This is a genomic window from Psychrobacter sp. GW64-MNA-CIBAN-0177, from assembly GCF_040309585.1.
Taxonomy (GTDB): Bacteria; Pseudomonadota; Gammaproteobacteria; order Pseudomonadales; family Moraxellaceae; genus Psychrobacter; species Psychrobacter okhotskensis.
In genome coordinates this window covers 39,861-62,009 of the sequence record NZ_JBEOOY010000016.1, presented here as the reverse complement: position 1 = coordinate 62,009, position 22,149 = coordinate 39,861, and the positions used below count along the sequence as shown (strand labels likewise).

Sequence of the window (22,149 nt, the reverse complement as noted above, 5' to 3'; positions counted from 1 at the left end):
TTAAATGTACTTATTTGCCGTTTATCCTACAAAAGCCATCATTCTTTGTAGTTAAACAAAATTGTGTAAGGGCCACCGTATGTTAGCAGTCAGTTAATAGTTAGGATAGCACTCAGCACCGCGTTGATTACTACGCAATGATTTATGGTGTTGACAGGGATGTGACTACTTTCTTCTAAGACCTTAACTTATATTAATATTTAAGGACGCTAAATATGACCGTGAATAAACCTTGGCTTGCTCAATATCCTGCAAGTGTACCCAAGACCATCGATCCTGATCAATACGAAAACCTGATAGAACTTTATGAGGAATGCTTTGACCGCTTCCGTCCGCACCCCATGTCTATCTGCATGGGTGTGACGCACACTTATGGAGACGTTGATAAGGCCTCACTAGCAGTTGCAGCATGGTTACAAGCGCAAGGCATTCCTAAAGGCAGTGTGGTTGCGCTCATGATGCCAAACGTCCCGCAATACTTGCCAACGATGATTGGTATTTTGCGCGCCGGTTATGTGTGTACCCCTATTAATCCGCTATATACGGGTCGTGAGCTGCGCCATCAACTGAATGATTCAGGTGCTCAAATTATCTTTGTGGTCGATAATTTTGCTCAAGCACTGGAGCAAGTCATCGATGAGACAGCCATCAAGCGTATTGTCCTATCAAAAATGGGCGACATGATGGGCCTCAAAGGTATCTTGGTCAATACAGTTATCCGTCAGGTAAAGCGCCTCGTACCCAAATATAAGCTGGATGATCCTAAGCACGAGGTAACCAAGTTCCCTGAGGTCCTTAAAAAAGGTAAAAACTTACCGTTTCAAAAGCAGAAGACCTCTTTAGAGCAAAAAGCTATCTTACAGTATACTGGCGGTACCACGGGACTGTCTAAAGGTGCTGTATTATCTCAGCGTAACGTGGTAGCAGCGGCGCTACAGTCAGAAGCATGGTATCGCCCTGTGACCTCAGAAATTAACGAAGTCTATATTAATATGGTCATGGCCTTGCCGCTGTATCATATTTTTGCCTTTATGCTAAGCCTACTGGGTATGCGTTCAGGCTATACCTTTATCTTGGTACCAAATCCGCGTGATATGCCGGGCTTTGTCAAAACCCTGTCAAAACAACCGTTCCATATTTTTCCTGCGGTTAATACCCTATTTAAAGGCCTGCTGGATCAACCAAGCTTTAAAGATCTCAATTTTAGCTCGTTACGTATTTCACAAGCTGGTGGTATGGCTGCTACTGAGCAGACTGCGAAACGCTGGTTAGAAGTGACTGGTTGCCCGATGGTTGAAGGTTGGGGGATGACTGAAGGTGTGGCCGCAGGTACGGCCAATGTCATCACTGACCGTAAGTTCAATGGTACTATCGGCATACCCGTACCTAGCGTTGACATCATTATTGTCGATGACAATGGTAAACGTGTAGGACTACACGAAGCGGGCGAGATGTGTATCAAAGGGCCGAATGTCACGTCAGGTTACTTTAATAAAGACAACAGCAATGACTTTACCAGCGACGGTTACTTCCGTACCGGCGATATTATTAGCATGGACGAAAAAGGCTACATTACCTTATTAGACCGTAAAAAAGACATGATTTTGGTCTCAGGCTTTAACGTCTTTCCGAATGAGATTGAGTCTGTCATGCTAGATTGTAAAGGTATTATTGACTGTGCGGTGATTGGTATTCCTGATGAACATCAAGGTGAGGCGGTTAAAATTTACATCGTACCTGCCGATAATAACGTCACTAAAGAAGTCATTAAAGAATTTGCGCTAGATAATTTGACTGGCTATAAATGTCCGCGTCATATCGAATTTGTGAGTGAATTGCCTAAAAGTAACGTTGGTAAAGTATTACGCCAAAAGTTACGTGAGCAGCATATGCTAGATAACCCACAAACGCTTTAGTCAAAATATCCAAAAAACGCGACGCTATTGCTGATATTGGTTTTTTGTAGCCTCTGTCTGCGCAGGCGCAGCAAGTAAAAAAAATTGATATCAGCAGTGCGTGATGGTTCGATATTATTTTTCACTCACTATATAACGATTAAAACGAAGCTGTTTTATTTTTATTGCTAGGGTCTGTTGAACATTCAAATGTGGCACTGGCAGTGGCTATTTTTTAGACAATACGCAGTGAAATTTTTGACGCCTAGTCATTCTAGGTTAGATAATTTCGCCATGTATTGGCAAAAAATAGCCACTGCCCTGAAAGGCTGATACTGAAATCACCCCAAACGTTGTTGTAAACCTAGCTAAGGTCTCGACATTATCGTCGGTTTACGCCTAGTTTGGGACGATTTTAGCAATCAGCAGTCCTAATATTTGAATGTTCAACAGACCCTAAATTGCTATACCAAAAATTAGCGAAAAAAAGCCCTCTACAGATGATGTAGAGGGCTTTTTTTCTGAATTTACTTTTACCAAAATTTACGTCAAGAAAAACATCATCAGCTGAACTTATTGAGCACTCGTAACGGCAAATGCTTCATGGCATGACCGACCACTGCCCAGGGCAAGCTAGGTACACAAGCTTCTTGAACGCCTGCTTCGATCGCAGCAACCATTGCTTTCGTACCCGTATCTACATCCACTTCAAACGGTAACGGCTTAGCGTTTTCGTTAATTTCCGTACGGATATAGCCTGGATAAATAGTAGAAACGTTAATCGGTAATTTGGTCAACAGCATATCAGCTCGGATGCCTTCTGCCAAATGAGCGAGCCCTGCTTTAGTCGCACCATAAGTGGTCAGGTGTCTCGGTAAACCGCGCATCGCCGACATACTTGATATGACGACCAAATGGCCGCTATTCTGGGCTCGAAAAATACTCATGGCCGCTTCACACTGCGCCAGTGCTGAGATAAAGTTAATTTCAACCGTACGGCGATTGGTCTCAAAGCGACCTTTACCAATACGGCGACTCTCACCGACACCTGCATTGACCACCACACGATCGATACCACCAAAGTCGGCGGCAAAAGCATCAAACACCTCAAAAACTGCATCGTAATTACTGACGTCTAATACGCGATATTCAACGCGAATATTGGGATAAGTGGTCATCAGTTCTGACTTCAAACGCTCTAAGCGCTCAGTACGGCGCGCACAGATAGCGAGGTTGTAGCCAAGCTTGGCAAACAGTCTCGCCATCCCCTCGCCTAAGCCGGAGCTGGCACCCGTGATTAAAATGGTCTTATCACGCCCTACTTGCTGCTTATTCAAGCCTTTAAGATAGCGTGCCGGTTGCACGGCACTCAATATCTGCTGCTGGCTTTGCTTAGTGGTTTTGGTAGCTAAGCCAATTAATTGATTTTTCATGACCAATCCTTTGTATAACGATAACGAAATAGCTTCGATACCTCATAAAACGGTACTTATGAGGTATTGAAATCAATTGCTTACATTTATATTCTAACAGCTGATGAGTAATCACTGAGTCATGGTTATGTATTTAAGCCAGTGTGTATGACTAAAAGAATAGTCTGGTCACCTATCGCCACGTCACGAAGCGTTTACCGTCGGCAAATAGATGACTATATTCATTGAGAGACATCAGGCGTGTGCTTTGATCTTTTAGCGTAAGAGAGGTTACCCCGGTATTGACCAAGCTTTTATTAAGCTGATACGCAGTCTGGCTACCTTGCTGCAACAGTTGTGCGGTGATAGCAGCGATCACACCGCCAGAGGTGAAGACCAGTACCGTACTGTGGCGATCTAAGTTTAAACTGGTGACTTGCGTGCGGATTTGCTCAAGCGCTTGTTGAGTACGGCTATTGAATTGTGACCAGCTCTCAAGATAGTCATGATCATTATCACCCGCATGCCAGCGCTGCATCGCCAGATCGAACAGCTCAGCTAAGCGCCGCGCTGGAACCTCTGCCTTGGCAATCTCAATAGCAATTGCCGATCTACTGGCAAAAGTAGGATCTGATTTAACCAACACGTCTTTGTGATTAAACTCATCAAACTGCGGAATGATGTAGCTGTCAGGCTCATTTATATCGAGTGCCGCTAAGAGAGGCGCATTATCATTACCATTATGGTTAATAGAGGTCTGGTAACTCTCCCAAAAGTGCCGCGCCGAGTCTTTTTGCCGTTCTAAACTGCCACTAAAAATAGCGTCAATGCGGCGCTGCGTCGTTGCATAGTGCTGGCCGAGCATCTGCGCTTGCATACTCCCTAATTCTGAGAGCTTATCATAATTCTTTTGCCCAAACGATGCTTGACCATGACGTGCCAGAAGGATGGTTGTCATAAATAATCCCTTGTTATTACATTCACTAAACGGCTGCTTTTAAGACAATTATTCGTCAGAAGCATCAGTACTCTTGGCAAAATAGCCTTTTGGCAAAATACCTTTGACCACTTTTTGTACAGGGCTCGGTAGCTGCTCAATCGTCGTAGCGTCGACCCCCATCTCTTTTAGGTGTGGCTGTACATGAGTGTTAAACAGTGCCTCACCTTCATACTGAGCAATCAGCTTAAGACATTTGGCGTGTAGAACGTGGACGATAAGCCAAAAATTCTTAAAGGCGGGATTACTTGTTTGCTTATGGTAGTAACGATAGTAAATTTGCTGAACGATACCCGCTAAGCGAAACAAGCCAAACACTTCATAAAAGGTCCAGTTGTCTACCGCTAACCCTGTCTGCTTCAAGTAATAGGCAACGACTTCGTCACGCGTCATCATGCCCTTTAAATGGGTGGGCTGACGGCGTGACTGTTGCATGACGATATTGTCATCTTCTTCAATCCAATACGCCAAGGCACTACCCAAATCCATTAAAGGATCACCAAGGGTCGCCATCTCCCAATCAAGCACACCAATGACTTTGGTCGGATCATCAGCTGCCAAAATGACATTATCAAAACGCCAGTCATTATGGATGATGCAGGTTTTGCTATCAGCAGGCGTATGCTTACCAAGCCACTGCCGTACTAGTGCAAAGCTTGGTACGTTGGGCGTTTTTGCTTTGACGTAGCGTTTATCCCAGCCGCTAACTTGGCGCTCACAATAGCCGTCACCGCGACCTAGCGTGACCAAATCTGGATGCTCTTTATAATCTACTTGATGCAATTCGACCAACGCATCGATGACATTGGTACACAATGCACGCGTTTGCTCAGGATCTAAATCGATGCCTTTTGGCAAATTGGCACGAGGAATGATGCCTTCCATGCGCTCCATGACATAAAAATCGGCACCGATCACAGCTTCATCGGTACATAACGCCACCATCTTTGGCACATAAGGATAGGCGTCTTTTAAGGCTTTTTGCACGGTATATTCGCGCACCATATCATGCGCTGACTTGGCCTTGGTGCCTTTTGGCGGACGACGTAGAATTAAATCTTGGCCATCACCATCACTGCCGTATTGTAGACGATAAGTCCAGTTTGAGGCACCGCCAGAAAACTGAGTAACCGTTGGCTCGCCTTTTATATCGACGCCTTGCTCGCGTAGCCAAGCGCTGACTGCTTGTGCGTCAAGCTCTTCGCCTTCGCGCACTTCGCCACCTTTATCCAAGACTTTATTAAGTGTTTGATGGTCATTGTCAGTATTGTTGGCATGATTATCAGTTGCCATGAGATATTCCTTATCTTGTTGTCATTTTTATTTATAAAATATGTTGGTAATAAAAATTCACTATCGATATTTGATAGTGAATTTTTAATTAATTCTTACGTTAAGCACATGGATGTTCAATATATTGCTATTAAATGCATGGCTATTCAGCGAACCGTCATTGAAGCCGATAAACACACGCCCTAACAACAGAAACTATAACTATGCTTTTGCAGATTTAGACGGACGGCTAAAACCTTGACGTTTTAGCTCTAACTTAGCAATCATGGTTTTATGTACTTCATCAGGGCCATCGGCCAAACGCAATGCTCGCGCTTGAGCAAAGAAGCTTGGCAACATGGTATCTTGACAAACGCCCATACCACCATGAATCTGAATCGCCATATCGACCACTTCTTGTAACACAGTCGGTGCAACGACTTTAATAGCAGAGATTTCTGTGAGTGCTGCTTTGGTACCTTGGGCGTCCATTTTCTGCGCCGCGTATAGTGTCAGCAAGCGTGCTTGATCAATCTTGATACGCGCTTCAGCGATACGCTCGAAGTTGCCACCCAATTGTAATAATGGCTTACCAAAAGCGCTGCGCTGCATACCGCGATTGACTGCCAACTCTAGCGACTTTTCGGCCGCACCAATACAACGCATGCAATGATGAATGCGACCTGGCCCTAGACGACCCTGCGCAATTTCAAAGCCCATACCCGGTCCACCAATAAAGTGGCTGACGGGCACGCGGACATTATTAAAGCTGACTTCACCATGACCGTGCGGCGCATCATAATCACCAAATACTTTGAGCATACGCTCGATATTAACGCCTTCAGTTTTTGCTGGCACTAGTACCATAGAGTGCTGTTGATGACGGCCTTTACTATCATCAGGAGTGTAAGCCATCACAATCAGCACATCGACAGCCGGATCACCCAGACCCGATGACCACCATTTACTACCATTGATAACAATCTCATCACCATCGACAACAGCAGTCGCTTGCATATTGGTGGCATCACTTGAGGCAACATCAGGCTCAGTCATACAAAAGACCGAACGCGTTTTACCCTCTAAAATTGGGGTCATCCATTTGTCTTGCTGCTCCTTAGAACCATAGCGCCATAGCAATTCCATATTGCCGCTATCAGGGGCATTGCAGTTGAATACATAAGGCGCGAGCAAACTGCGACCAGTCAACTCGGCAATCGGTGCATAATCGGTCACTGAAAGCCCTGCACCTAGAATATCGTCCGGCAAAAACAAATTCCATAAGCCTGCTTCGCGCGCTTGTTTACGTAGGCTCTCGTACTTCTCTGGCCATTGCCAGTTTTTCCAATTACCATCTGGATTTTGCTCATGACAATCTGCCCAAAACTGCGCCTCGATTGGCTCAATTTGGGTTTCGATAAACTCCTTAACTTTGGCATGCATGGCTTGACCATGTTCTGTCGCCGTAAACATCAATGTATTGTTAGACATAATGACTTCCTTTTCTGTGTTGATTATTTTAATCAAGCATTAATTAAAAACTGAATAAAACTTTATAGTGTACGTACGTATACTCTGCTTTGTATGCACCATTTATAACACAGCAATTACGATTAAACAGCAAAAAGGCGCGACCAGCTAGGACACGCCTTTTACAAAATGCAAACAATGCACGATTCAGAACATAGCGACTACAATATCAGCTGTTGAATACCCTGATGATATCTAAAGCTATTTAAGAATATTCAGACGACTGTTAAAATCAAAACGTGCTAAGGCGTCTGGCAGCTTATCGATGGCTATGCTGAGTGTCGCTTCTGCCGCTTGAGCCAATCCTAGTTTTTCAGCAAAGGTTGGTTTTTGACGAGAATGCAGCGCATACACTTCATTGTTTTCCATCAACTCTAAAAGGTAGCTGTCTGAGGTTTGCAGTTTATCAACCAAGTTCAGATGCACAGCGTCCTCACCATACCAATGCTCACCCGTGGCGACTTTATCTAAGTCTAGCATTGAACGATAACGATTGACGAAATGCTTAAACAACTCATGCGTCTGCTCTAGCTCTTCTTGGTACTTAGCGCGATCTTCGGCATCGTTTTCTCCAAATACCGTCACCGTACGCTTGTAATCACCAGCGGTAAACATCTCATAATCGACGTCATGGTTTTTGAGCCATTTATGGAAGTTGGGCAATTGTGACACCACACCAATCGAGCCGATAATGGCAAATGGTGCGGCGACGATATTATCCGCGACACATGCCATCATATAACCGCCACTCGCCGCGACTTTATCGACACAGACCGTTAGTTTTAGACCGGCATCTTTTAGACGCGCCAACTGTGCCGCTGCCAATCCATAACCATGAACCAAACCGCCACCTGATTCTAGGCGCACCACGACTTCATCGCCTTTATTGGCAGTACTGATGAGCGTACTGATTTCTTCACGAAGATGCTTGACCGCCGTGGCTTTGATATCACCATCAAAATCGAGGACAAAGACCTGATGTTTATCAGCCACGTTTTTTTTCTTACTTTTGGCTTTTAGCGCTTGCTTGGCTTTTTTAGCCATGGCTTTTTTGAATTGCTTGAGAGCAGCTTTGCCTTGAGTGGCCTCCATAAGATCTTCACGGCGTTGCTTTTGGCTTTCGTTCAGATGTAGTACTTTTAGCTCAACAGGGTTTTTGGGGGGATGAAATAGCATAATACAAATCCTCAAGTCAGTAGATATATCTATATATAGTCGATTCAATTTAAAAGTAGTACAAGGCAACCGAGTGGTGATGTATAGGTGATACTTCAAGCGAGGTCAACGCTGTAATACTTTTATAGTGGAATGACTATAGCTGTTTTTATTAGCGTGCGGTTGATATGCGCACGCTTCGCAATATTTTCAAGCAAAATGACAATATTTAACCCAATACAGATGTTACTGAATAAATACGTTTGATGCCGACTCTCGAGACCGACGCGCTCGTGTGTTTTGATTGGACTGGGCTAGTTGTATAACTTAGCTGGTTGTATAACAAAGGCAGTTTAGGCATAATATGCGTTTATATCATATTTTCTGCAGCCAACGTGATGACCATTTGTCTTAATCGCGTTGTTTGTGCTTTTTTTTGCGCATCGCTTGAATCGCGCAACAATGGCTGCATTATTGTATTTCGAATTGGGCTGACAACTGGATAACCTTATTATGACGCAAAGCACTATGACGCATAGCGAATACCGAGACGAATATTGCGGAGCCGTAACCGAAAGCTTCATTGAGCAAACCATTAGTATCGTAGGTTGGGTACATCGTCGTCGCGATCACGGTGGCGTAATTTTTTTAGACATGCGTGACCGCGCTGGTATCTTGCAAGTAGTCGTGGATCCTGATACCCCAGAAGCCTTTGCTACTGCTGATGCGGTACGTCCTGAATATGTGCTAAAAATTACCGGTCGCGTACGTCGCCGTTATGAAGGTACTGAAAACAATAATATGACCAGTGGTCAGATTGAGCTACTGGCGAAAGAAATCGAAGTATTGGCAAAATCTGAAACCCCACCGTTCCCATTGAATGATGAGAAAACTACGGTATCAGAAGACTTGCGCTTGAAATACCGCTACCTTGATATGCGCCGTCCGCAAATGCAAGAGCGCATGGTGTTCCGTGCCAAAGCCACTTCAACGATTCGTCGCTATTTAGATGACCATGGTTTCTTAGACGTTGAAACCCCTATCTTGACTCGTGCAACGCCAGAAGGTGCGCGTGATTATTTGGTGCCTTCTCGTACACGTCCTGGTAACTTCTTTGCCTTGCCGCAGTCGCCACAGCTATTTAAGCAATTGTTAATGGTGTCAGGATTTGACCGTTATTATCAAATCGCTAAATGCTTCCGTGACGAAGACTTACGTGCCGATCGTCAGCCTGAATTTACTCAGGTGGATATTGAGACTTCTTTCTTAAACGAAGAAGAAATCATGAACATTAACGAAGGTTTGATTAAGCATTTATTCAAAACCATGATGGATGTGGAGTTTAAAGATTTCCCACGTATGACTTACGCTGAAGCGATGCGTGACTATGCCTCAGACAAGCCTGACTTACGTATTCCATTAAAATTGGTCGACGTTGCCGATTTAATGAAAGACGTTGATTTCAAAGTATTTGCCGGTCCTGCGAACGATCCTAAAGGTCGTGTTGCTGCTCTACGTATTCCTGGTGGCGCATCACTCAGCCGTAAGCAAATCGATGCTTATACCAAGTTTGTCGGTATTTATGGTGCACGTGGTTTGGCTTATATCAAAGTCAATGACGCAGCTAATATCAATAACGGTGTCGATAAAGAGTCTGGCTTGCAGTCTCCTATCATTAAAAACATGCCCGACGATGTGTTGGTAAGCTTAATTGAGCGTACTGGTGCAGAAAGCAATGATATTATCTTCTTTGGTGCAGATAAAGCCAGTGTCGTAAATGATGCAATCGGTGCCCTACGCCAAAAAATCGGTCTAGACCTTGAGATGACCACTTGTCAGTGGGCACCACTTTGGGTGACTGACTTCCCAATGTTTGAAGAGACTGATGATGGTCGCTGGACGTCGATGCATCATCCATTCACGAAGCCAAAAGGTTCTGTTGAAGAGCTAAAAACCAATCCTGAAGCTGCCCTTTCTATCGCTTATGATATGGTACTGAATGGCACTGAAGTTGGTGGTGGTAGCTTACGTATCAATACTTTTGATATGCAACAAGCTGTACTTGAAGCTTTAGGTATCGGTGAGCAAGAAGCTGAAGACAAGTTTGGCTTCTTACTTGATGCGCTAAAATTCGGTGCGCCTCCGCATGGTGGCTTGGCCTTTGGTTTAGATCGTTTGATTATGCTGATGGTAGGCGCGGACTCTATTCGTGATGTCATCGCTTTCCCAAAAACCAAAACTGCTGAGTGTCCACTAACTCAAGCACCTGCTGAAGTTGATAGCAAGCAGCTACGTGATCTTGGTATTCGTGTGCGCGAAAAAGCACAGGCTGATGCCAAATAACCTGCTAAATAAATGGTCTCATGATGCTCAGATGTGTTTTAACTGATTTGCTATGTGATTCATTATCATGTGAATGGTCATGAATCCGTATGATGTTTTCAAATTCGTGCCACTGTCTGTGTTACAGATACTGGCACGTTTTGTTGCTTGGGTAATCGTAAAAATACCCAGTCTGAGTATTATGCGTACTGTCAATATTAATCTGGCGCTGATTCATCATGCACTACCAGATAATCAAAGACAGGCTTTAGTCAAAGACATTATTTATCATCAGTCTATGACCAGTATCGAGTCTATCAAAAGCTGGGCGATGCCACCTGAGTGGAGTATCGCTCAGATTCGTGATGTGCATAACAAAGACATTTTGTTAGAAGGACTGGCTAGTACCAATGGTATGCTAGCTATCGTTCCACATCTCGGTACCTGGGAGATGATGAACGCGTGGCTTAATCAATTTGGCTCACCGACCATCATGTACAAGCCAGCCAAGGGCAATTTGACCGACGACTTCATACTACAAGGTCGAGCACGCCTTAACGCCACGCTAGTACCCACTGATGGTAGCGGTGTCAAAGCCATCTTTAAGACCCTCAAACAAGGGGGCTTTAGTATTATACTACCCGACCATGTCCCCGATCCCTCAGGGGGCGTTGTCGTGCCTTTTTTTGGTATTGAGACCTTAACCAGTACGCTCGCCTCCAAACTCGCTAGCAAGACCAAGTGTGCGCTGGTCGGCTTATCTTGTATTCGCCGTGACGACGGACGGGGTTTCGATATTTATTGTTACCGACTTGATGATCCTGCCCTTTACAACCGTGATGCGTCTGTCGCTGCCTACGCCCTCAATCAAGCAATGCAATATATGATAGAAGACAAATTCAGTCATTATATGTGGGGCTATCGACGTTTTAAGCATATCCCTATTTTGGGCAATCCTTATCGCGCTGATGACACAGTATTGGCAAATTTTATTCGTACCAACCAGTCTCATTCTTCATTGCCTTCTAATAGTAAAGATGATCATAAAAAACTTCCTAACGATGATCAGCAGTAATAACCATACAAATTTTTAAACGTTTAAACATATCGCCAATGACAGCTGTGCTAACATTGACTCATACTTTCATGCCTCCTAATTTTGAATGTAATATTTTTTTATTCATATCAATACGAGTACACCATGGTAACTGACGTAGCCGAAAACTTATCAAAAAATAGAACCAAAAAAGATACTTCGCGAGCGGGACAGCGATATATTATTTGTATGAAATGGGGTGATAAGTACGGTCCTGAATACGTCAACCGTCTATACAATATGGTCAATCGCCATTTGACCTTAGATTTTCAGATGATTTGCTTAACCGATGACAGCACGGGCATCGACCCTGCGGTCATTTGTCATCCTATCCCTGAGATGGATTTACCAGCAGGACCGGAGCGTGGTTGGAAGAAACTCACCACTTTTAAGCCAGAACTATATGGCCTTAAAGGTGTCGCCTTATTCTTAGACATCGATATCGTTATCGTTGATAATATTGATAGCTTTTTTACTTATAAAGCCAAATACGATGATAGCGTCGTCATCATTCGTGACTGGAAAAAGCCATGGCGGATGATTGGTAATAGCTCGGTTTATCGCTTTAATATTGGGATGAACACCTACCCTGATTTGCTGACAAACTTTGAACGTAACTTTGAGACTATTCGTACTCAAGTTCGTCATGAGCAAGCTTATTTATCCAATTACTTACGTGAGCATCACCACTTAGAATATTGGGATAAGACGTGGTGCGTCAGCTTCAAGTACCAATGTATTGCGCCCATTCCTCTTAATTTGGTACGTACGCCTACGCTGCCTGATGGTGCAAAAATTGTTGTCTTTCATGGTGAGATTAACCCGCCAGATGCCATTAAAGGCGGCGGCGGTAAATGGTATCGCCACGTAAAGCCAAGTCCTTGGCTGATACCTTATTGGCAGTGACCCTGTCAACAATCCTTTATTCGAGTTCTTGCGATGCCGATGGTTTACTCAACATTTGAACGAATAAAAGAGGCTTCGTTAAAAATCTGGAAAAATCATATGGCACTAACGCCCGGCTTACCTCGTGTCGTTGAAGATAACTGTGCGGATGAGCCATTACTTGATTCATCAGTGCTGCTAAGCCCTCGAATCGCTTAGGGAGACTAAGTTGTGCACCGGCAACAACTCTCTTGGACCAAACGGACAATCCATACTGATTACCGGTACGCCTAGCGCTTGTGCCTCAACGATAGTATAGTCAAAATCCTCAAACCTAAAGATCAGCGGCGTGCTGTTTTGGCGTAAGCATGCAATAACTCATGATGACCTTTCATACTATCGAATGAGGCCACGTGAATCATATATTTTTTATACGTAATACCGAACTGGCTAAGAGCCAATGGCTGCTTAGCTGCTTTTTTTATATCATCGATAGCGCAAGGATTATAAATGGTCGTCGTCTTATTCACATTGCCTATCAATGCTAACAAATCCTGTCGTGCACCATCGCTAACACAGCTACACGAATGGGCACCATACACCATTTTTAGGTGGGTAATGGTTGTTTGCAGATCGCTTACTAGCTTCTCTTGAAACTGTCTGGACACTGCCGTATGCAATACATTGATGATATTTGTTAATTGGCTATACGCCATTATGCAGTTGATTTTGTAGATATTGGCTAGAATAAGATCAGGTACGCCTATATTGCCGAGTACATACTCATCTATCCGTTGCGCCACCGCTCTATAGGCATTTGCTTGCTCGGAATCGGGTGCAAATACTTGCTCAGCAAACACTTGATCGTACGGCACCACATGAACATGCACGCATGAATCTAATGGCATATCTCGGGTATATTCGAGACAAAGTACATGGACGTCGTAATTTAAATCGGCATAGGCCCGTGCCAAGGTCGTGACCATGCGCTCAGCACCGCGCCCTTCTAGTGCTTTTAATATCAGTAAAATAATGGGTTTCATCGTAAGAGTCTTGATCTGGTTATTGGATATATCAGTAAAGGACTTAACGTTACTTATTGCAGCCTTCTGGCTTTATATGCTAGTCTCATCTCCTTTTATAACCTCGCTTTAATAATCAATTGCGTTGATAATAATGGCGCTAAAAATAATAATTAGATCAATCTAAACCTGGGATAGTAAGGATTGAAATGCTAGCAATAAGCCAATTAAATAATAGGATAAGTTATGAAACTGCCTGACGAAAAACAATTGGATATCGTTATAGCTTGGGTAGATGGTGCTGACCCGATCCTAAAAGCAAAGAGGAACCAATACAAGTCCGACAAATCAGTGGCCTCAGATGCGATAACTGCCACCCGTTTCGCTAGTGATGATGAAATATATTATAATATTGCTTCTATTCTAAAGTACGCTCCTTTTTGTCGTCATATTTATATTGTTAGCGATCAACAGCAGCCTACGTTTATAGATGAGTTTGCCAAACAAAATATCTGTGCCATGGATAAAATACGTATTATTGATCATAAAGATATATTTTTAGGCTATGAAGAATTTTTGCCTACTTTCAATACTCGCTCAATTGAAACTATGATAAGTAATATTGAAGGCTTATCCGATTATTTTATTTATATGAACGACGATTTCTTTTTTAATCAGCCCGTCGCTATAGAGGATTTTTTGGATAAAGAAAAGCTTGTGATTCATGGTCATTGGCGTAAAAGTACAGTTCTGAATGCCAAACTCAATTTCCGAAAATCTCGATTTAAATTCTTGGCAACACCAGTACAACCAAGCCACACCGTAGCACAGATGTTAAGTGCCAAAATATTGAATATGGATGAGTTCTTTGAAATTCACCATTATCCACATATCGTTGATAAAAAGGTAATACAAAACTATCTGCTTAGCCATCCACGATTTTTAGAAAGCCAAATTAAATATAAATTCAGAGACGTAGCTCAAGTCAACCCTATAACCCTGATGAATCATTTAAAAATTCAAAAAAATGAAGTGCATTTGCAGCCTGATATCCCTATTAATTATCTAAAGAATAATGATGGTGTTAAGGGTTTTATAGCCGCGTTAGAGGATAATGCTATCAAGTACGGCTGTATTCAAAGCTTAGATTTACTTGAGGCAGAATCTTATATGAAGGTCAGTCAGGCCATGAGAGATAAATTCTCAGCTTACTTACCTTCTTCGGTGCTAACAGATACAAACAAACCTAAACGCTAACGCTTTTAAACCTAGCTTAGCAATTATTTGGATGCATTATGAAAATATCAGTAATAGGTACAGGCTACGTAGGCTTATCAAACGCGATGCTACTAGCGCAGCATAATGAAGTGATCGCGGTCGATGTGGTTGCTGAAAAAATTGATATGCTCAATGCTAAGCAGTCCCCCATTGAAGATAAGGATATTGAAGATTTTTTATTAAACAAGCCCATTGATTTTACCGCTACTTTAAATGCTAAAAAAGCCTATGAAAATGCGGACTTTATCATTATAGCCACACCAACTGATTATGACCCTAAGACCAATTATTTTAATACCTCAACCGTAGAAGCGGTGATTGAAGAGGTATTATCAGTCAATACACAGGCGTTAATCGTTATTAAGTCAACGGTGCCAGTTGGTTATACTATGAGTGTAAGAGAGCGCTATAACACCGATAATATCATCTTCTCCCCTGAGTTCTTAAGAGAAGGCCAAGCGCTACATGATAACCTTTATCCTTCTAGAATTATCGTCGGGGAGCAATCGGAGCGCGCAGAACAGTTTGCAAACTTACTATTACAAGGGGCGATAAAAAAGGACGTACCACTGCTGTTTACTGAGCCGACAGAAGCCGAAGCAATCAAGCTGTTCTCAAACACTTATCTAGCTATGCGTGTGGCTTACTTTAATGAGCTGGATACTTATGCGCAGACGTTTGGGCTGTCCACCAAGCAAATCATCGAGGGCGTTGGCTTAGACCCTCGTATCGGCACTCATTACAACAATCCCTCGTTTGGTTACGGTGGCTACTGCCTTCCCAAAGATACTAAGCAGCTGTTGGCCAATTACGACGAGGTGCCGAGCAATTTGATTAGAGCGGTCGTCGACTCTAATAGGACTCGTAAAGACTTTATCGCAGATAAAATTATCGAGAGAAAGCCTAAAATTGTCGGTGTGCATCGCTTGGTTATGAAGAGTGGTTCGGATAACTTTAGAGCCTCTGCTATTCAAGGCATCATGAAGCGCATCAAAGCTAAAGGCATAGAAGTCGTGGTATATGAGCCAGTACTGGAAGAAGAAGAGTTTTTTAACTCAAAAGTGATAAAGGACTTGGAAGAGTTCAAATCAATCAGTGATGTTATCGTAGCCAATAGACTTTCTGCTGATATAGAAGATGTAGCGAACAAGGTTTTCACTCGCGATTTATTTGGGAGCGATTGATGAAAGTGTTAATCACAGGTGCTGCAGGATTTATTGGCTTTCATTTAATCAAAGCGTTATTGAATGATAAATTTTTAGATAAAGACTCCTTTGTTGTTGGCATTGATAATCTCAACGATTATTACGAAGTTGAATTGAAACAAGAGCGTTTGCGAATACTAAGTGAGCTTCCAACAGCAAAAGCCTTTAAATTTATTAAATTAGACCTTGCGGACCGTGAGGCAATGTCCGCTTTGTTCTCTAAATATAAGTTTGATGTTGTCATTAATCTTGGTGCTCAGGCTGGCGTACGTTACTCTATTGAAAACCCCAACGCCTATATGGACTCAAACATGGTGGGTTTTTTAAACGTTCTTGAAGGGTGCAGGCATACTAAGGTAAAGCATTTAGTATATGCCAGCTCCAGCTCTGTATACGGTATGAACATCAAGCAGCCCTTTAGCACTGAAGACTGTGTTGATTTCCCTATTAGCTTATATGCAGCTACCAAAAAGTCCAATGAGCTTATGGCGCATAGCTACAGCCATTTATACAACATTCCTACTACAGGTCTGCGCTTTTTTACCGTTTACGGCTCTTACGGTCGCCCTGATATGGCGTATTTTTCCTTTACCAAAAAGATACTGGCAGGTGAGCCTATCGATGTCTTCAATAACGGTATTATGCAGCGAGACTTTACTTATATTGATGATATTATCCAAGGTATCATGCGCATAATGGAAAAACTGCCCTCTTCTCAGACTTCTTCTATCACGACGGCAACTGCTCCTTATAAGCTATACAATATTGGTAATAACCAGCCTATCACCCTACGCCGATTTATTACTGCTATTGAAAGCGCTTGCGGTAAGAAAGCTAAAGAAAACTTATTGCCGATGCAAGCAGGCGATGTACCTATTACTTATGCTGATATTGATGAGCTAGTAGAAGATATTGGTTTTAGACCTAAGACCAATATTGAAGAGGGGATTGAAAAGTTTGTAAATTGGTATAGAGCTTATTACAGCGTTTAAAACAAACTGACATAAAGAGAACTGAGTTTCCAGAGCTAAAATCTTCGAAACTTATTTCATTATATTCACTCGATGGAGTTTATGGCATGGCTACAGAATCAGCATGGCAGCGAAAGCTGACTTTGATGTTTAGGAGTGAAAAAAGACTCAATGCTGGTAAAATTCTCAAAAATTACCATAATAAAAGCTTTGCAGAAATGAAAGCCACATTAATAGATGAGTCAATGTGTGACTTAGGAGCGCTTACCGACGAGCGTAAAAGTAAAGATTTAGAAAGTCATTTAAACAATTTGAAGCATCAGATGGTGGGTCATTCAGAACTTTATTTTTATCACAATACCTTGGTCATATTATTACGTCGTAAGTATAAAAGAGATAAAACCTTTGCTGAATTTGAGCGATTATGGGCCGCTGAAAGTGAGTACTTATTAGAGCATTTATCTATACGCTGGATCGTTTCTGCCTGTGATACCTTTATTGATCATTCCACAGATATCACTAGAGCAACGATTTTGATGAATGTCATTACCTTAATTAACACTTTAAGAACGTACGAAACCAAGAACTTTTTACAGCTTCCTATTGATACAGATCCTAGGCCAGTGCTTAATGATAAAAGTGATATGCTTTATAAGGGCGACTTACCTCTTTATGATGGTCTTACTTACTTCCGAATCGGCACTGACGATAGCTTAAGAAATATGCGCAAGCGTTATCGTAAATTTTACAAAGCGGATGAACTGGCAACAACTATATTGCTATCTGTATTTGAAAAACTCCAAAATAATGATAGTGCTTTCTCAATCTTAAGACAGCTACATACAGATGAATGGTCTAAATGGTGGTTGGATTAGATATATACACTAATATTCATTTTAGACTTTCTGCGAATGTATTATACTTCTCCGCTATCTTTATAGGAAGCATATCTTCATCGAAGGGCGAGCGGAACTGCTGAGGGCTTTTCATTGCTTGATTCATTTTATCTGCCATAGCTTCTATATCTCTCATTGGCATTAAATTATTACTTGGAAGTAGCTCGCTTGGACCCGATGGGCAATCAGTACTTATAACAGGCGTGCCTATAGCCAATGCTTCAGGTATTACTAAAGGACAGCCTTCCCAGTCAGAAGTCAATACTTTGAACTGAGCATGTTTGATATAAGGAAAAGGGTTCTCACGAAATCCTAAAAATATCACCCTATCTTCAAGTTTAAACTCTGCAACTAATCTTTCCACTTCACTTTTGTGCTTGCCTTGACCTAACAGTAATAAAAGCATAGATTGATCGGTTCGCGCATATGCTTGGATCAATAGATCATGACGTTTTGCATCTTTAAAACTACCCACATGAACAATATAATTTTGATATTCAGGAATAAAGGCATTAGCCTGTCTTTGAATAACGTCTCTATCAATAGGGTTATGAATTGCTGTTGTCGGTGTGATATTACCAAAGGTCTGAATGAAATCTCTTTCCACACCATCACTCACACATACGCAAGGATGTTTAGAATAAATTCTCAATAGCTCTTCTTTTTTCTTGTTAATATCTTCTTCTTTCTTGAGTTTATATAACAGCGATACGGTATTGTGTATAACGTAAACAATATTTTCTAATTTGCTATAACTAAAAATACTGTCCGAACGATCAAGATTGGATAATATCAAATCTGGTTGTCCAATTTTTTTTGTAATGTACTTATCTACTCTACGTGCAAATATCTCGTCTCGACGTTCTTTACCTGGAACAAGTTTATAAGGCTTAAACTTAAGTACATGATAGTTAAGATTTACATCAAGTTCATATTGAACTAATGGTTTAAACCTTAAAATATGCACTTCATAACCCAACTCATAAAAACCTTTCCCTAGAGTGAGTACGACTCGCTCTGCACCACCACCTTGTAGGCAATTGATAGCTAATACCACTATTTTGGTGGATTTCTTCATAACTGACAACCTATAAATAAATCAAATACTTGTATTATTATTTGTTAGTAAAATAATAAACTAACGCTTAAACATCTTTGAAAATAACGACTTTTTAAGCTTTGGACGAGTAACATTATTACCAGTATAACGCTGCTGGGATTTTTTTGGAAAATCTCCAAAAGGGTCTACACGATAGTTTTCTAATTGATAACCGTTAGCCAAAGCCTCACTGTAATAACTATCAAATAACTCAACTAAATCTTGTCTAGGATGTGGTAAAACTTCTCCATCGAACCAATGCTTTGAACCTTCTTCTTCAATCCTTTTCAATGAATACTTATGACTAAACTGCGTGCCCATATCAGAATAGTGTAAAACTTTAATAGCTTCTATCGGTAAACTTTCTCCATCAATACAATTATAGCTGTCATTGAAGGGTTCTAAAAGTCGTGGGTTCTTTTTTATCATCTCCATTATTTTTTTATGACTATCAGCATCCTCCATAATCTTCTCAACTGAAGGGAGAATACTTTTAGCACGACTACAATCCCATACACAGGTACACATGCGAGTTTTTTTAGAAACTTTCTTAGCCGCTACTATAGATTTCCCATCAATTGGATGATTCCATAATTTTAACAAATCATCTAAAATTACAACATCTGTATCCATATAGATAGCATATCCAGAATAATCACAATATTCTGGAATCGCCCAACGAAACCCTGAAAACGGGGTATCCCATTTAGTAGTATTCCATCCTTCGCCAGTCTCAGGATTAGAATACCAATAGCTATTAGGATCACGCGATAACTGCATCCACACTATTTCAACTGGTACACTAGTATGTTTATGAATACTGTAATCTAGTACCATCATCTGCTCTAAATCACAGTTATTAGGATCACACCCCACAAAGACTCTGATAGTTTCATTCTCTTTCATATCTTCACCTGCTAACTGGTAAACATTATAAATGTAGTATGGTTAAATTAATCTCTAAGCTAAAGAATGTCTGGCTGCTATTTATTTTTTCTAATTTCCACTTACTCTCGCCAGTATTTTTCTATCCACCCTACTGGTAAAATAAAATGACGCAAATGGCGCAGTGGTCTTTTTAGATTTTTGGGCTCAGTGATTCTTTTTAAGTGATCCTTAGCATTGTTAGCCGCGTTTTTATTGTACTTACCTTCAATAGCATGCGTAGGATATAGATCACCAGGGAATATTACGATGCGAGCACCCTTAGGAATCTTTGGCTCTTTAAAGTAGTTAAGCGGGAATGGCTGACGACACTTACGTCTAAAGTGCGCAACCCACGCTTTTGGAAATAGCTTTACCCCGCCCGGCGCATTACGAGTGACGAAGCGTTGCTCAAAACGATATTCATCAGCGATACCTTGTGGATCCGCTTTAAATTTTTCTTGTAAAGAGATCAGCGAACCAACTTGAAATCTAAAACAGGAAGTCTGTCCCAAACGCTCTAAAGGATTGCTAGGATTATAAGACAAAACAATATCATCGGGCTTGCCATATTCAAAGAAAGGATCAAGGCTATCTACAATAATGACATCTAAATCTACAAATAGTACGGTACCCGTTAGATCCCCTAGCTTTTCACCCCACAAACGTGACTTTGGCCATTTACCCAAAGTATTGGTTGGCATGGTCACATCTAGCGGAGGTAGTTTCTGGCATTCAATCTCTGAACGCACGTCTGTCGTATCATCGGTAAAACACACAAAACGGAACGGCGGGGTAATATTACGTGATACCATGCCATAAAGTTTATTGGCATAATCAGCTCCGTATTTCGTACCCCATTTAATACAGATAATTTGTTTGATATTTTCATTATCTGCTGTACTAGAGTCTATTGGCATAAACTGCTCACTTTAATTGTATGGATAAATATGACAAATATATTAGCATAAAAAAGCTGAACGTTTATGCTCAGCTTCTTGGATGGATTTAAATATTTTTTAATAAACTTTTATTTTAATCAATAAAGCTTAACCAATCCATGTATTTCTCATTGCGACCATGAACCACATCAAAATACAGCGTTTGCAGTTTTTCAGTCATTTCACCACGACCACCATTACCAATAGTGCGGTCATCGTATTCACGAATAGGCGTGACTTCCGCAGCAGTACCGGTCATAAATATCTCATCCGCCAAATAAAACTCATCACGAGTGATACGACGTTCAGTGACTTTGATACCTAAATCTTCGGCAAATTGGATAATGGTACGACGAGTGATACCGTCCAATGCCCCGCCCGCTAAGTCTGGCGTATGGAGCTCGCCGTTCTTGACTAAGAATAAATTCTCGCCTGAACCCTGACAGACATAGCCTTGTGAATCCATCATGATCGCTTCGTCATAGCCATTACGCGTAACTTCCCGGTTCGCCATGATAGACACTGGATAGTTGCTCGATGCTTTAGCCTTGCACATAGTGACGTTAGGCAAATGATGAGAATAAGAAGACGTTTTTACTCGGATACCGTTTTGGATACCGTCTTCGCCCAAATAAGCACCCCAATGCCACGCAGCAACCATCGCATTGATACTATTATCATGAGCAGCTAAGCCCAGCTTTTCAGCGCCAATCCATATCAGCGGGCGGATATAAGCTTCTTCTAGGTTGTTCTGCTTAACCACATCTTTATGGGCTTGCTCAAGGGTAGCCGCATCAAAAGGTACCTCCATTTGAAAAATAAAGGCAGAGCCAAGCAAGCGTTCCGTATGATCTTTCAAACGGAAAATGGCGGTACGCTTATCATCGGTTTGATAGGCACGCACGCCTTCAAAAACGGCGATGCCATAATGTAAGCTGTGAGTCAATACATGAATTTTGGCATCTGGCTGTTCAATCATTGTGCCATTCATCCAAAGCTTACCATCTTGTGTTGCCATATTCATTTTATAGTCCTTATGCTAGCGCTGGCGTCTAACTTTTTTGAGTAAATTTTAATTAATGGTATTTAACAACATCATATGATAACACCACAGCATCGATTTTTATTATCAAAATAAAGATTCATTATTGCAAACAACTACGATTTAGTCGGTTGAGACAATCTAGAGACAAGACAGGCGAGTGAAAGTACTACTAATCGTAGACTGAGCAAGCCTGACATCGTATCC

The 22,149-nt window shown here is 41.8% G+C and carries 18 protein-coding genes; 8 read left to right on the top strand and 10 right to left on the bottom strand.

From position 1 onward, the window contains the following. Positions 1 to 215: 215 nt before the first annotated feature. Positions 216 to 1,916, top strand: a complete 1,701-nt coding sequence (locus AAEY79_RS10485; RefSeq protein WP_201567706.1) for an AMP-binding protein — start codon at positions 216 to 218, stop codon at positions 1,914 to 1,916. Positions 1,917 to 2,458: 542 nt separating this feature from the next. Here the strand turns inward: AAEY79_RS10485 and AAEY79_RS10480 are convergent. The 5 genes from AAEY79_RS10480 to sohB all read right to left on the bottom strand — a co-directional run bounded on the left by AAEY79_RS10480 (position 2,459) and on the right by sohB (position 8,282). Continuing rightward, on the bottom strand, positions 2,459 to 3,328 hold the full coding sequence (locus AAEY79_RS10480) for an SDR family oxidoreductase (RefSeq protein WP_101211949.1): 870 nt from the start codon (positions 3,326 to 3,328) through the stop codon (positions 2,459 to 2,461). A 172-nt stretch (positions 3,329 to 3,500) separates the two neighbouring features. Then, positions 3,501 to 4,265 (bottom strand): histidine phosphatase family protein, encoded by a 765-nt coding sequence (locus tag AAEY79_RS10475; RefSeq protein ID WP_101211950.1) that lies wholly within the window; start codon positions 4,263 to 4,265, stop codon positions 3,501 to 3,503. Between the two features lie 48 nt (positions 4,266 to 4,313). Continuing rightward, entirely contained in the window at positions 4,314 to 5,597 is a 1,284-nt protein-coding gene (locus tag AAEY79_RS10470; RefSeq protein ID WP_101211951.1) for a phosphotransferase family protein, read from the bottom strand. Between the two features lie 201 nt (positions 5,598 to 5,798). After that, positions 5,799 to 7,049, bottom strand: a complete 1,251-nt coding sequence (locus AAEY79_RS10465) for an acyl-CoA dehydrogenase family protein (protein WP_350588425.1) — start codon at positions 7,047 to 7,049, stop codon at positions 5,799 to 5,801. A gap of 258 nt (positions 7,050 to 7,307) precedes the next feature. Continuing rightward, positions 7,308 to 8,282: a protease SohB gene (sohB, locus tag AAEY79_RS10460; protein ID WP_025652760.1), complete on the bottom strand. Its 975-nt coding sequence runs from the start codon at positions 8,280 to 8,282 to the stop codon at positions 7,308 to 7,310. A gap of 507 nt (positions 8,283 to 8,789) precedes the next feature. On the opposite strand from sohB, the gene aspS reads away from it, so the two are divergent. The 3 genes from aspS (at position 8,790) to AAEY79_RS10445 (ending at position 12,585) form a co-directional block, all read left to right on the top strand. Continuing rightward, a complete protein-coding gene (gene aspS / locus AAEY79_RS10455) occupies positions 8,790 to 10,604 on the top strand; it encodes an aspartate--tRNA ligase (protein WP_201577870.1) in 1,815 nt (604 codons plus the stop codon). A 79-nt stretch (positions 10,605 to 10,683) separates the two neighbouring features. Further along, positions 10,684 to 11,658: a lysophospholipid acyltransferase family protein gene (locus tag AAEY79_RS10450; RefSeq protein ID WP_025652761.1), complete on the top strand. Its 975-nt coding sequence runs from the start codon at positions 10,684 to 10,686 to the stop codon at positions 11,656 to 11,658. Positions 11,659 to 11,868: 210 nt separating this feature from the next. Further along, complete coding sequence (locus tag AAEY79_RS10445) at positions 11,869 to 12,585, top strand: glycosyltransferase (protein ID WP_407074194.1); 717 nt, start codon at positions 11,869 to 11,871, stop codon at positions 12,583 to 12,585. A 320-nt stretch (positions 12,586 to 12,905) separates the two neighbouring features. Here the strand turns inward: AAEY79_RS10445 and AAEY79_RS10440 are convergent, their stop codons facing one another. Next, positions 12,906 to 13,607, bottom strand: a complete 702-nt coding sequence (locus AAEY79_RS10440; protein WP_352288269.1) for a glycosyltransferase — start codon at positions 13,605 to 13,607, stop codon at positions 12,906 to 12,908. A gap of 225 nt (positions 13,608 to 13,832) precedes the next feature. On the opposite strand from AAEY79_RS10440, the gene AAEY79_RS10435 reads away from it, so the two are divergent. From AAEY79_RS10435 to AAEY79_RS10420, 4 genes are all read left to right on the top strand, one after another. Continuing rightward, positions 13,833 to 14,843 carry a Stealth CR1 domain-containing protein gene (locus tag AAEY79_RS10435; RefSeq protein WP_407074192.1) on the top strand — a complete coding sequence of 337 codons (1,011 nt, stop codon included), beginning with the start codon at positions 13,833 to 13,835 and terminating at the stop codon, positions 14,841 to 14,843. A 38-nt stretch (positions 14,844 to 14,881) separates the two neighbouring features. Continuing rightward, positions 14,882 to 16,048: a nucleotide sugar dehydrogenase gene (locus AAEY79_RS10430; protein WP_101211954.1), complete on the top strand. Its 1,167-nt coding sequence runs from the start codon at positions 14,882 to 14,884 to the stop codon at positions 16,046 to 16,048. After that, positions 16,048 to 17,061, top strand: a complete 1,014-nt coding sequence (locus AAEY79_RS10425) for an NAD-dependent epimerase (protein WP_201566721.1) — start codon at positions 16,048 to 16,050, stop codon at positions 17,059 to 17,061. The genes AAEY79_RS10430 and AAEY79_RS10425 overlap by 1 nt, the downstream gene beginning before the upstream one ends. 86 nt (positions 17,062 to 17,147) lie before the next feature. Then, positions 17,148 to 17,915: a hypothetical protein gene (locus tag AAEY79_RS10420; protein WP_201566724.1), complete on the top strand. Its 768-nt coding sequence runs from the start codon at positions 17,148 to 17,150 to the stop codon at positions 17,913 to 17,915. Between the two features lie 16 nt (positions 17,916 to 17,931). Here AAEY79_RS10420 and AAEY79_RS10415 read toward each other — a convergent pair whose 3' ends face one another. From AAEY79_RS10415 to AAEY79_RS10400, 4 genes are all read right to left on the bottom strand, one after another. After that, positions 17,932 to 19,014 carry a glycosyltransferase gene (locus tag AAEY79_RS10415; RefSeq protein WP_201566726.1) on the bottom strand — a complete coding sequence of 361 codons (1,083 nt, stop codon included), beginning with the start codon at positions 19,012 to 19,014 and terminating at the stop codon, positions 17,932 to 17,934. A gap of 60 nt (positions 19,015 to 19,074) precedes the next feature. Next, on the bottom strand, positions 19,075 to 19,941 hold the full coding sequence (locus tag AAEY79_RS10410; RefSeq protein ID WP_101211958.1) for a glycosyltransferase: 867 nt from the start codon (positions 19,939 to 19,941) through the stop codon (positions 19,075 to 19,077). A gap of 101 nt (positions 19,942 to 20,042) precedes the next feature. Next, positions 20,043 to 20,879, bottom strand: a complete 837-nt coding sequence (locus AAEY79_RS10405; protein ID WP_101211959.1) for a glycosyl transferase — start codon at positions 20,877 to 20,879, stop codon at positions 20,043 to 20,045. 115 nt (positions 20,880 to 20,994) lie between these two features. After that, a complete protein-coding gene (locus AAEY79_RS10400) occupies positions 20,995 to 21,924 on the bottom strand; it encodes a branched-chain amino acid transaminase (RefSeq protein WP_201566728.1) in 930 nt (309 codons plus the stop codon). Between the last annotated feature and the right edge of the window lie 225 nt (positions 21,925 to 22,149).

Coding starts and splice junctions, on each gene's coding strand:
- AAEY79_RS10410 (WP_101211958.1), bottom strand. CDS start 19,941: ATGAAAGAGAATGAAACTATCAGAGTCTTTGTGGGGTGTGATCCTAAT.
- AAEY79_RS10420 (WP_201566724.1), top strand. CDS start 17,148: ATGGCTACAGAATCAGCATGGCAGCGAAAGCTGACTTTGATGTTTAGG.
- AAEY79_RS10440 (WP_352288269.1), bottom strand. CDS start 13,607: ATGAAACCCATTATTTTACTGATATTAAAAGCACTAGAAGGGCGCGGT.
- AAEY79_RS10400 (WP_201566728.1), bottom strand. CDS start 21,924: ATGAATATGGCAACACAAGATGGTAAGCTTTGGATGAATGGCACAATG.
- aspS (WP_201577870.1), top strand. CDS start 8,790: ATGACGCATAGCGAATACCGAGACGAATATTGCGGAGCCGTAACCGAA.
- AAEY79_RS10425 (WP_201566721.1), top strand. CDS start 16,048: ATGAAAGTGTTAATCACAGGTGCTGCAGGATTTATTGGCTTTCATTTA.
- AAEY79_RS10445 (WP_407074194.1), top strand. CDS start 11,869: ATGAAATGGGGTGATAAGTACGGTCCTGAATACGTCAACCGTCTATAC.
- AAEY79_RS10475 (WP_101211950.1), bottom strand. CDS start 4,265: ATGACAACCATCCTTCTGGCACGTCATGGTCAAGCATCGTTTGGGCAA.
- AAEY79_RS10415 (WP_201566726.1), bottom strand. CDS start 19,014: ATGAAGAAATCCACCAAAATAGTGGTATTAGCTATCAATTGCCTACAA.
- AAEY79_RS10405 (WP_101211959.1), bottom strand. CDS start 20,879: ATGCCAATAGACTCTAGTACAGCAGATAATGAAAATATCAAACAAATT.
- AAEY79_RS10450 (WP_025652761.1), top strand. CDS start 10,684: ATGAATCCGTATGATGTTTTCAAATTCGTGCCACTGTCTGTGTTACAG.
- sohB (WP_025652760.1), bottom strand. CDS start 8,282: ATGCTATTTCATCCCCCCAAAAACCCTGTTGAGCTAAAAGTACTACAT.
- AAEY79_RS10430 (WP_101211954.1), top strand. CDS start 14,882: ATGAAAATATCAGTAATAGGTACAGGCTACGTAGGCTTATCAAACGCG.
- AAEY79_RS10470 (WP_101211951.1), bottom strand. CDS start 5,597: ATGGCAACTGATAATCATGCCAACAATACTGACAATGACCATCAAACA.
- AAEY79_RS10435 (WP_407074192.1), top strand. CDS start 13,833: ATGAAACTGCCTGACGAAAAACAATTGGATATCGTTATAGCTTGGGTA.
- AAEY79_RS10485 (WP_201567706.1), top strand. CDS start 216: ATGACCGTGAATAAACCTTGGCTTGCTCAATATCCTGCAAGTGTACCC.
- AAEY79_RS10480 (WP_101211949.1), bottom strand. CDS start 3,328: ATGAAAAATCAATTAATTGGCTTAGCTACCAAAACCACTAAGCAAAGC.
- AAEY79_RS10465 (WP_350588425.1), bottom strand. CDS start 7,049: ATGTTTACGGCGACAGAACATGGTCAAGCCATGCATGCCAAAGTTAAG.